This window comes from Xenorhabdus sp. PB30.3 (assembly GCF_963895965.1).
Classification (GTDB): domain Bacteria; phylum Pseudomonadota; class Gammaproteobacteria; order Enterobacterales; family Enterobacteriaceae; genus Xenorhabdus; species Xenorhabdus stockiae.
Window position 1 is genome coordinate 54373 of the sequence record NZ_CAWQMW010000079.1, and the last position, 10959, is coordinate 65331.

Consider the following 10959-nt stretch of genomic DNA (forward strand, 5'->3'; position numbering starts at 1 on the left):
TATACCAGAATCACCTATAAAATGAGGCATAACAAAACCAATATAAGCAAATCATATATAAAGTGAAAAATGTGTTTAAAGAAAATGACATGTTTTTACAGGCAGTAACGTGTTTTACAGGCCAAAACCCATATCTTATACACTTTGTCTTTCAAGTTGCTTCTTTGTTGGCTGAACAAACTCGTTTCCGACGAATTTGACGCTCTCCTGCCGCCACGGTGCGTCTTGAAATCCATTGTGTATCATTATTAAACAGATAATCGTTTCATTTTACTTATCATTATGAATTAAAATGATTTTTATAGATAAAATTGCAGAATAGTTTATTTTTTGAAAAACGCATATTAAGAGGATAGCACTATTTTATTGGTGTAAATGAATAGCTTAAAATTTATCTACGTAATCAGACGTTTTTCGTGCAATTTGATAAGCAGGCATGGAGGCTGAACAACGTTTCTCTGTGTCTTAGCAATTTGACCCACAAGAATACAATAAATTCATTGATTTTTAGTAAGTTATGAGTTTACCTTGTAACCTGCATTCGAGAGCTTATAATGTCCTTCCCCCTTAAAAATCGGCATAATTGAATAATATGAAATACCGCGATCTAAGAGACTTTCTTTCCTTGCTGGAACAATCTGGTGAATTAAAACGAATTAGTATGGAAGTTGATCCCTATCTGGAAATGACCGAAATCGCGGATCGTACTCTTCGTGCCGGTGGGCCTGCCTTGTTGTTTGAAAACCCAAAAGGATACTCGATGCCTGTTTTATGTAATCTGTTTGGGACACCTAAACGGGTTGCGATGGGGATGGGGCAGGATGATGTTAAAGCTCTGCACGATGTTGGCAAGTTGCTGGCCTTTCTCAAAGAGCCGGAGCCACCAAAAGGTTTTCGTGATTTGGTTGGTAATTTGCCTAAATTCAAACAAGTTTTAAATATGCCAACTAAGCGTCTTAGTTCTGCGCCTTGTCAGGAGCTGGTCTGGGAAGGAGATGACGTTGATTTGACCCGAATTCCGGTGATGCACTGTTGGCCAGAAGATGCTGCTCCTTTGATTACATGGGGCCTGACCGTAACCAGAGGGCCAAATAAAGAACGCCAGAATCTGGGTATCTATCGTCAGCAAGTTTTAGGTAAAAATAAGCTTATCATGCGCTGGCTATCACATCGCGGTGGGGCACTCGATTTTCAGGAATGGTGTCAGTCTCATCCGGGGGAGCGTTTTCCTGTTTCTGTTGCTCTGGGTGCGGATCCTGCCACAATTTTAGGCGCTGTTACGCCTGTGCCTGATACCCTGTCTGAATATGCTTTTGCCGGATTGTTGCGTGGGCATAAAACGGAAGTTGTGAAATGTTTATCCAATGAATTGGAAGTGCCTGCCAGCGCTGAGATTATCCTCGAAGGGTATATTGAGCCGGGTGAAATGGCACCGGAAGGGCCATATGGTGACCATACTGGTTATTATAATGAAATAGATATGTTTCCTGTATTTACCATTACTCACATTACCCAGCGTCGTGATGCTATCTACCACTCTACCTATACAGGGCGCCCACCGGATGAACCGGCTGTATTGGGCGTTGCATTGAATGAAGTACTGGTACCTATCCTGCAAAAACAATTTCCTGAAATTGTCGATTTTTATCTACCTCCTGAGGGTTGTTCTTATCGGCTTGCCGTCGTTACGATGAAAAAACAATATGCAGGGCATGCCAAACGGGTCATGATGGGTGTTTGGTCATATCTGCGGCAATTTATGTACACAAAATTTGTGATTGTCTGTGATGATGACATTAATGCCCGAGACTGGAATGATGTTATCTGGGCAATAACAACGCGGATGGATCCGCAACGGGATACTGTCTTAATGGAAAATACACCAATTGACTATCTCGATTTTGCATCACCTGTTTCCGGGCTTGGCTCAAAAATGGGATTAGATGCAACCAATAAATGGCCGGGAGAGACACAAAGGGAATGGGGGCGTCCGATTGTCATGAGTGATGAGATCCGGGCCCGTGTCGATGAAATTTGGGATCAATTAGATATTTTGAAGCGATAAGAGGGAACGCATGACAACACTAAGCTGTAAAGTAACATCGGTTGACTCCATTACAGATACAGTTTATCGGGTTCGTTTATTACCTGATTCGCCTTTTTCTTTTCGTGCAGGGCAATACCTTATGGTCGTGATGGATGAGAGGGATAAACGCCCCTTCTCTATGGCATCATCGCCATCAGAAAAACAGACGATTGAATTGCACATAGGGGCTTCTGAATTGAACCTGTATGCAATGGCGGTGATGGATAGGATCCTGGATCAGAAAGTTATTGATATTGATATTCCACACGGGCAAGCGTGGTTTCGTGAAGACAGTAAAAACCCGATGCTATTAATTGCAGGAGGAACCGGATTTTCATATACCCGTTCTATTTTACTGGCTGCCTTAGAGAACGATCCTGAGCGCGAAATTGCAATTTATTGGGGTGGGCGTGAGCTGCAACACCTCTATGATTTGGGTGAGTTACAGTCTTTAAGTGAACATTACTCTAATTTAACCGTCGTTCCTGTGGTTGAGCAGGCTGATGGTAATTGGCGGGGAAGGACCGGAACTGTATTAAGTGCTGTTCTGGAGGATTTTAGCAATTTAGCTCCGTATGACATTTATATCGCCGGCCGTTTTGAAATGGCTAAAATTGCCCGTGAACGGTTTTGCAGTGAGCGTGATGCTTCTCTTGAGCGTATGTATGGTGATGCGTTCGAGTTTATCTGATTTATAGCAATAATAAAAAAACCCGCCCCTGACAGGCGGGAAACTACGGCAACAACTTATTCGAGTGATGCAATAGATAAGACAGACAAGGGGAAAATACTCACAAATAATCGTCAGCTACTCCGATAGCTAAACTCTTTCAATAATCGTGGCAATACCCTGACCCAGCCCGATACACATGGTTGCTAATCCGAACTGGACATCTTTACGCTCCATCAGATTCAGCAAGGTTGTTGTGATCCTGGTACCAGAACAGCCCAATGGATGACCAAGTGCAATAGCACCACCATTCAGGTTAATTTTGTCATCCATACTATCCAGCAGATTCAGCCCCTTCATACATGCCAGAGACTGGGCAGCAAATGCTTCGTTTAATTCAAACAGGTCAATATCCGAAAGAGTCAGACCGGCTTTTTTCAATGCCATTTGTGTTGCTGGAACAGGGCCATAACCCATGATAGAAGGATCGCAGCCAACAACCGCCATTGAGCGGATACGGGCACGAGGCTTCAATCCCAGTTCACGTGCTTTACTTTCACTCATGACCAGCATTGCTGATGCACCGTCTGAAAGTGCTGAAGAGTTACCGGCGGTTACACTACCCGTGACTGGGTCAAAGACAGGGCGCAGACCAGCTAAATCTTTCAGATTAGTATCCGGGCGGATAACCTCATCAAAATTAACAAGCTGAATGTTTCCGTCAGCATCGTGCCCGTGCAGAGGAGCAATTTCGCTGGCAAAGGCTTTTGACTCTGTCGCCTGTGCAGCGCGCTGATGTGAACGCATAGCAAATTCATCCTGCATTTCACGGCTGATACCATGCATTTTTGCCAGCATTTCAGCGGTCAGACCCATTACACCCGCAGCTTTTGCGACATTACGGCTTAATTTAGGGTGGAAATCGACACCATGAGTCATCGGCACGTGGCCCATGTGCTCAACACCACCAATCATGGCAATATTGGCATCTCCTGTCATGATCATGCGGGTAGCATCATGCAATGATTGCATCGAAGAACCACACAGACGGTTCACGGTAACCGCGGGTACTGAATGAGGAAGCCCTGCCAGCAAGGCTGCATTACGGGCAATATTAAATCCTTGTTCCAGTGTTTGTTGTACACACCCCCAAGAGATATCATCAATCTGCTCAGGTTGTACTAATGGGTTACGTTTAAGGAGTGACTTCATCAAATGTGCTGAGAGATCTTCGGCACGGGTCTGACGGAATACTCCACCTTTTGAGCGCCCCATCGGGGTACGGATACCATCAATAATGACTACGTTTTCCATGTTTTCAGACCTCACGCTATTTCACCTGAATTAACAGCAAGTTTTGCTGCCGCAGGATAGTAACTTTCATTGCTCTCAGCTTTCGCTTTCAGGCCGGCTGGAACCTGATAAAGTGCACCTAAATGGGCATAGCTTTCAGCCAGTTTCACATAGGCTGCTGTTCCCATTGTATCCAGATAACGGAAAACACCGCCGTGGAATGGAGGGAAACCTAAACCATAAACCAGCGCCATGTCTGCTTCTGCAGGGCTGGCAATCACACCTTCTTCCAGACAGCGAACAACTTCGTTAATCATTGGGATCATGGTACGGGCAATGATATCTTCGCCAGAGAAAGCCTGTTTAGGCTGGCTTACACCTGCCAGTAACTGATCAGTGGTTTCGTCCTGCTCTTTTTTCGGTTTACCTTTTCTATCCTGAGTGTATTTATAGAAACCAACACCATTTTTCTGGCCATAACGCTGGTTTTCAAACAAGACATCAATGGCATCCCGATAATCACGGCTCATACGCTCAGGAAAACCTTGTGCCATAACGCTTTGTGCGTGATGGGCAGTATCAATCCCAACTACATCAATCAGATATGCAGGGCCCATCGGCCAGCCAAATTCTTTTTCCATGATTTTGTCGATTTGACGGAAATCACCACCATCTCGCAATAACATGCCAAAGCCGGCCAGATATGGGAATAGAACACGGTTTACGAAAAAGCCCGGACAATCATTCACAACAATCGGGGTTTTGCCCATTTTGCTGGCATAGGCAACAACAGCAGAAATTGTTTTTTCTGATGTTTTTTCTCCACGAATGACTTCAACCAGCGGCATACGGTGAACCGGGTTAAAGAAGTGCATACCACAGAAGTTTTCTGGTCGCTTCAGTGATTTGGCTAATTCAGTGATGGGAATAGTGGAAGTGTTGGATGCCAGAATACAATCATCATTAATATGAGATTCTGTTTCTGCCAGAACTGCCGCTTTAATTTTCGGGTTTTCAACAACCGCTTCGACTACAACCTGAGATTGCTCAATACCGGCATAATCCAGCGTTGGGTGGATTGATGACAAAATCTTAGCCATCTTCATTGCATCCAGACGTCCGCGCTCAAACTGTTTGTTCAGTAATTTAGCCGCTTCGTTCATGCCGAGATCCAGTGCTTTCTGATTAATATCTTTCATCAGAACCGGCACACCTTTACGTGCTGATTGGTAAGCGATACCTCCACCCATAATACCCGCGCCCAGAACAGCGGCATGTTGAGGTGTTGAAACTTCTTTCAGATGTTTTTTTGCCAGACCTTTTACAGACTGATCATTCAGGAAGATCCCGACCAAAGCACGGGCAACTGATGTATGTGCCAGCATCACGAAGCTATCACTTTCCAGTTTTAATGCTTCATCGCGATTCAGAGTCGCTGCTTTTTCAATGGTTTTTACCGCAGTAATAGGAGCCGGATAATGAGGCCCTGCGACTTTCATTACCATGCCTTTTGCCACAGTGAAACTCATGGTGCGTTCAATCGCATTAAGGCTAAGCGGTACTAGTTTAGGTTGACGGGCGGCTTGCCAGTCTAAATCACCTTGAATAGCCTGTTCCAGAATAGAAACAGCAGAGTCAACCAACTTCTCTGTAGGCACAACGGCATCAACCAAGCCATTTTTCAACGCTTCTTCAGCACCGATATCTTTGCCGGCTGTAATAATTTCAAGGGCATTATCAGTTCCGATCAAGCGTGGCATACGAACTGAGCCACCAAAACCCGGCATAATACCTAGTTTTGTTTCTGGTAAACCGATTCGAAGATCAGGGGATGCTACGCGAAAATCAGTGGCAAGTACTAACTCGCAACCGCCACCAAGCGCATACCCATTGATTGCGGAGACTGTAGGAACAGCAAGGTCTTCAATTCGATTGAAAATGTTATTAGCGAGATTCAGTAATTCATGCAGTTTTTCTGCCGGAGCGCTGAATAAAGATAAAAATTCTGTGATATCCGCACCGACAATAAAGGCCTGTTTTTCAGAGCGGATTAATAGCCCTTTTAATTCAGATTGTTGTTCAAGGGTGGCAATTGCCTTATCCAGTGATGCAACAGTCTTGGTATCCAGTTTATTAATTGCGGCTGACGCATTGAAGATCAGTTCTGCAATGCCATCTTTCAGCCAGTTTACTTGAATAGTTTCACTTAGGTAGAGCATGTCATTCTCCTCAATGAGTGCATACCATCTGGTATGACCAGATGCAGTTGATTGTGATTAGTGTGTTAAGTGAATGCAAACCAATGATTAATTTTTTGTAGGGCGGATCACAGGTAAGATTTATGATGGGAAGTGCTATTTTTTATTATTTATTTGAAAAATATAAATATTATCAGTTAATTCTTATTAAGTTGATTTTCAGTGATGACACGAAAAATAATGTATTGTGGTAAAATTGAAATTCCGGCCAGATAACCCAAAGGTTCATAAAATGGAAAAGTTGGCATCTCTGTATCAAGAACATATTAAAATTTTGCAAAAGCGTGCTAAAGAAATATTAGCACGCAGTCAGCTTGACGCCCTGCTTATTCACTCTGGTGAGTTATTACGAGTATTTCTCGATGATAGCCATTATCCGTTTAAGGCAAATGCACATTTCAAGGCATGGGTTCCTGTAACCAAAGTACCGAATTGCTGGTTATGGATCGATGGTGTCAATAAACCCAAATTATGGTTTTATTCCCCAGTGGATTATTGGCACAGTGTGGAACCACTTCCTCACGGATACTGGACGGAAGAAGTGGAAATGTTCCATCTGGCCAGTGCCGAAGATATCAACGCAGCACTGAATGGCTTTTCAAAGCAACATACGGCTTACATCGGCGAACAAGTTGAACGTGCGAAATCGCTGGGGATCTCCGAACATAATCTTAACCCCAAAGCCGTTTTAGATTATTTAAGCTTCCATCGTTCCTATAAGACAGATTACGAACTGGCCTGTATGCGTGAAGCGCAGAAGACAGCAGTGAATGGCCATATGGCGGCACATGATGCGTTTTTGTCAGGTGTCAGCGAGTTCGAAATCAATATGTTCTATCTGATCGCAACAGGCCACCGTGATACTGATGTTCCTTATGACAATATTATCGCACTGAATGAAAATGCTGCTGTTTTGCACTATACAAAGTTGCAACAAACGGTACCGGCTGAAATTCGCAGTTTTTTGATTGATGCGGGGGCAGAATATAATGGCTATGCGGCGGATATCACCAGAACTTATGCAGCGAAATCAAATAGTGAGTTTGCTTCTCTGATTAAAGGGCTGAATGACGAACAGCAGGCAATTATAACCACGATCAAAGCGGGTACCCGGTATACCGATTATCATATCAATATGCACTATCGCATAGCCAGGTTGCTGAAAAAACACGATATCATTAATGGGATTAGTGAAGAAGCTATGGTTGAAAAAGGGCTGACAGCGCCATTTTTCCCTCACGGCCTTGGTCACCCGCTTGGCTTGCAGGTACATGATTCCGCCGGATTTATGCAGGATGATACCGGAACTCATTTGGCTGCGCCGGAAATGTATCCTTATTTGCGTTGCACACGTGTTCTGGAGCCAAGAATGGTTTTGACCATTGAGCCGGGGCTTTATTTTATTGAAACCTTATTGGCACCGTGGCGTGTCAGCGAATACAGCAAACACTTCGACTGGAAAAAGATCGAGGCACTCAAGCCATATGGTGGTATTCGCATTGAAGATAATATCGTTATCCATGATGGAAAAATTGAAAATATGACCAGAGATTTACAGTTGCCGTAATGAAGCCTTATTTAATTCCAGCGGCTTCAGTCAGCTTTACTGAAGAAATAAAGAAAAGTCGTTTTATTACCCTGCTGGAGCATACCAGCGGGGTTGATGAAGCAAAATCGTTTATTCAACGCATTAAACAGCAATACCCTGATGCCCGGCATCACTGCTGGGCTTTTGTTGCTGGCGCTCCCGATGATTCTCAGCAGTTAGGTTTTTCAGATGATGGAGAGCCTACCGGAACCGCGGGTAAACCGATGATTGCACAATTGATAGGAAGCGGTTTAGGGGAGATCACTGCTATATCCGTCCGTTATTTTGGGGGAATTAAACTGGGTACCGGGGGGTTAGTGAAAGCCTACGGTAATGGCGTTCAGCAGGCGCTTAAGCTATTGGAAACAAAGTATAAAGTTCCACAGAAACAATACCAGATACAATGTGAATATGCACAAATCTCAATGGTAGAACAGTTATTACAGCAATTTTCAGGGCAAGTACTTGCCAGTGAATATACGGAAAATGTTACATTGCAAGTCTCATTACCTGCTACCCTTGCTGATGAAATAGGTAATAAATTACGTGACTTAAGTCGCGGGGCGCTATTTTTAACATCAAAAGAATAATTATTTTGTCATACCGGATTTCGAAGGAACCTGCTGAATGCATTTTCGCACCATAACCCGTATTGTCGGGCTACTTGTCATTATTTTCTCTGTCACAATGATTATTCCGGGGTTGGTGGCATTGATTTACCGAGATGGTGCCGGCAGAGCTTTCAGTCAGACATTCATCTTTGCACTTCTGATTGGTCTGGTACTTTGGGTACCCAATCGGGAACAAAAATATGAACTGAAACCTAAGGAAGGTTTCTTGATCGTTGTACTGTTCTGGACTGTACTGGGTAGTGTCGGTGCTTTACCTTTTATTTTCTCAGAAAAACCTAACCTTTCTATTACTGATGCTTTTTTCGAATCTTTCTCAGGATTGACGACGACAGGGGCAACGACACTCGTTGGTCTTGATTCTCTTCCTAAAGCCATTCTCTTTTATCGGCAAATGCTGCAATGGTTGGGAGGAATGGGAATCATCGTACTGGCGGTTGCGATCCTGCCTTTGCTGGGGGTAGGGGGAATGCAGCTTTATCGGGCTGAAATGCCGGGGCCACTGAAAGATAATAAAATGCGTCCTCGTATTGCTGAAACGGCAAAGACTCTCTGGCTGATTTATGTTTTGTTAACCATTGCCTGTGCGGTTGCCTTATGGGCAGCTGGGATGTCAGTTTTTGATGCTATTTCTCATAGCTTTTCTACTATTGCGATAGGGGGGTTCTCGACCCATGATGCCAGCGTAGGCTTTTTTAATAGCCCAACGATTAATACTATTATTGCAATTTTTCTGCTGATCTCTGGCTGTAACTTTGGTTTGCACTTTGCTGTGCTTTCAGGAAGAAGCCTGAAAGTTTATTGGCGTGATCCTGAATTCCGCATGTTTATCAGTATCCAGCTGGCATTGGTCGTCATATGTATGCTGGTTTTGTGGCAGCACTCCGTTTATGAATCAAAATTAAATGCACTGAACCATGCCTTCTTTCAGGTTGTGTCTATGGCAACTACAGCAGGGTTTACGACGGACAGTTTTGCTAAGTGGCCGCTGTTTCTGCCATTTCTGTTACTGTGCTCTGCATTTGTCGGCGGATGTGCCGGATCGACTGGTGGGGGTTTGAAAGTCATCCGCATCTTGTTGTTGTTTCTGCAAGGCTCCCGCGAATTGAAGCGGTTAGTTCATCCTAATGCGGTATACACAATTAAACTGGGGCGTAGGGCATTACCGGAAAAAATTATTGAAGCAGTTTGGGGTTTTTTCTCCGCTTATGCGTTGGTTTTCATTATTAGCATGTTGTTACTTATTGCTACAGGAGTTGATGAGTTTTCTGCGTTCTCTGCTATTGCCGCAACACTGAATAATCTTGGGCCGGGCTTGGGTACGGTAGCTGATAACTTCACTACAATGAACCCGACAGCGAAATGGGTTTTAGTGGTGACAATGCTGTTTGGGCGTTTGGAAGTTTTCACTTTATTAGTTTTATTTACGCCAACTTTCTGGCGCGATTAATCGAAGATACAGAGGCGTATTTATGAATTACCTATTGCTCTATTCCACACAGGATGGACAGACTAAGAAAATAATCATGCGTATTGCAGAAAATATTCGCCGGACAGGTATCAATTGTGACTTGAGAGATCTTGCGACAGTCAATCATATGAATTTGCTTCCTTATAATAAGGTGATGATCGGGGCTTCAATACGTTACGGGAACTTTAATTCGGTATTACATAAGTTTGTTGTACGCCATCAAAAGCAATTGAATCAACTAACGACAGCTTTCTTCAGTGTCAATTTAACAGCAAGAAAACCAGAAAAAAGAACGCCTGAGACGAATGCTTATGTTCGTAAGTTTTTGGTAAAAAGCCCTTGGCAGCCAGATTTGTGCGATGTTTTTGCCGGAGCACTGCTTTATCCCCGCTACCGTTGGTTTGATCGCATAATGATTCAGCTCATTATGCGTCTGACCGGAGGAGAAACTGATACAACAAAAGAGATTGAATACACCGACTGGGCCCAAGTGGATCATTTTTCTCAGACATTTTTACAACTAGAGCCTCAAAAAGAGGCTTAAAAGCAATCTTTTTGTTGGTTATTTCGGCGCTTTGAGGGAAAAAGAAACGAACGAAAATAAAATGCAAAAAAACTATTGTCAGGGCCGAAAAACTCCCTATAATGCGCCACCACTGACCGACGCTGAGCTGAGACACGCCGCGCAGGACAGCGGAACGAAAGCGAAAATAAACGCTTGACTCCGGAGGCAAAAAGCGTAAGATACGCAGCCTCGCAACCCGGAACGAGATGTTCGGTTGCAATGCTCTTTAACAACATAATCAGACAATCTGTGTGGGCACTCGCAAGACACTATCGACAGCCGAAAGGCAAAAAAGATTAAAGTCTTGAAGAGTGACTGAAACAGTTAATTCATTACGAACTAACAGTAACGATTCTTTGAGCATCAAACACTTTTAATTGAAGAGTTTGATCATGGCTC

Annotated in this window: 8 protein-coding genes; 6 read left to right on the forward strand and 2 right to left on the reverse strand. The window is 43.7% G+C overall.

The window, feature by feature from the left end:
* The first annotated feature begins 592 nt into the window (after positions 1 to 592).
* On the forward strand, positions 593 to 2065 hold the full coding sequence (gene ubiD / locus AACX38_RS05775) for a 4-hydroxy-3-polyprenylbenzoate decarboxylase (RefSeq protein ID WP_228863719.1): 1473 nt from the start codon (positions 593 to 595) through the stop codon (positions 2063 to 2065).
* A gap of 10 nt (positions 2066 to 2075) precedes the next feature.
* Positions 2076 to 2777 carry an NAD(P)H-flavin reductase gene (gene fre / locus AACX38_RS05780; RefSeq protein ID WP_228863720.1) on the forward strand — a complete coding sequence of 234 codons (702 nt, stop codon included), beginning with the start codon at positions 2076 to 2078 and terminating at the stop codon, positions 2775 to 2777.
* A gap of 129 nt (positions 2778 to 2906) precedes the next feature.
* On the opposite strand, the gene fadA is transcribed toward fre, so the two are convergent.
* Positions 2907 to 4070, reverse strand: a complete 1164-nt coding sequence (fadA, locus tag AACX38_RS05785) for an acetyl-CoA C-acyltransferase FadA (protein WP_228863727.1) — start codon at positions 4068 to 4070, stop codon at positions 2907 to 2909.
* 11 nt (positions 4071 to 4081) lie between these two features.
* The gene (gene fadB, locus AACX38_RS05790; protein WP_228863721.1) at positions 4082 to 6268 is read right to left on the reverse strand and encodes a fatty acid oxidation complex subunit alpha FadB; all 2187 of its coding nucleotides are present in this window, start codon (positions 6266 to 6268) and stop codon (positions 4082 to 4084) included.
* A 271-nt stretch (positions 6269 to 6539) separates the two neighbouring features.
* Here fadB and pepQ point away from each other — a divergent pair, with 271 nt between their 5' ends.
* Genes pepQ through hemG form a run of 4 tightly spaced genes read left to right on the forward strand, consistent with a single transcriptional unit; the run spans position 6540 to position 10539 of the window.
* Positions 6540 to 7874, forward strand: coding sequence for a Xaa-Pro dipeptidase (gene pepQ, locus AACX38_RS05795; RefSeq protein WP_228863722.1), 1335 nt, complete (start codon positions 6540 to 6542; stop codon positions 7872 to 7874).
* Positions 7874 to 8485: an IMPACT family protein gene (locus AACX38_RS05800; protein WP_228863723.1), complete on the forward strand. Its 612-nt coding sequence runs from the start codon at positions 7874 to 7876 to the stop codon at positions 8483 to 8485. The genes pepQ and AACX38_RS05800 overlap by 1 nt, the downstream gene beginning before the upstream one ends.
* Before the next feature lie 37 nt (positions 8486 to 8522).
* Complete coding sequence (gene trkH, locus AACX38_RS05805) at positions 8523 to 9974, forward strand: Trk system potassium transporter TrkH (protein ID WP_099120811.1); 1452 nt, start codon at positions 8523 to 8525, stop codon at positions 9972 to 9974.
* A gap of 22 nt (positions 9975 to 9996) precedes the next feature.
* Positions 9997 to 10539 (forward strand): menaquinone-dependent protoporphyrinogen IX dehydrogenase, encoded by a 543-nt coding sequence (gene hemG, locus AACX38_RS05810; RefSeq protein WP_228863724.1) that lies wholly within the window; start codon positions 9997 to 9999, stop codon positions 10537 to 10539.
* The last annotated feature ends 420 nt before the right edge of the window (positions 10540 to 10959 follow it).

Bases quoted from the DNA above. Each gene is read 5' to 3' on its own strand.
- hemG (WP_228863724.1), top strand. From the start codon at position 9,997: ATGAATTACCTATTGCTCTATTCCACACAGGATGGACAGACTAAGAAA.
- fadB (WP_228863721.1), bottom strand. From the start codon at position 6,268: ATGCTCTACCTAAGTGAAACTATTCAAGTAAACTGGCTGAAAGATGGC.
- fre (WP_228863720.1), top strand. From the start codon at position 2,076: ATGACAACACTAAGCTGTAAAGTAACATCGGTTGACTCCATTACAGAT.
- fadA (WP_228863727.1), bottom strand. From the start codon at position 4,070: ATGGAAAACGTAGTCATTATTGATGGTATCCGTACCCCGATGGGGCGC.
- pepQ (WP_228863722.1), top strand. From the start codon at position 6,540: ATGGAAAAGTTGGCATCTCTGTATCAAGAACATATTAAAATTTTGCAA.
- AACX38_RS05800 (WP_228863723.1), top strand. From the start codon at position 7,874: ATGAAGCCTTATTTAATTCCAGCGGCTTCAGTCAGCTTTACTGAAGAA.
- trkH (WP_099120811.1), top strand. From the start codon at position 8,523: ATGCATTTTCGCACCATAACCCGTATTGTCGGGCTACTTGTCATTATT.
- ubiD (WP_228863719.1), top strand. From the start codon at position 593: ATGAAATACCGCGATCTAAGAGACTTTCTTTCCTTGCTGGAACAATCT.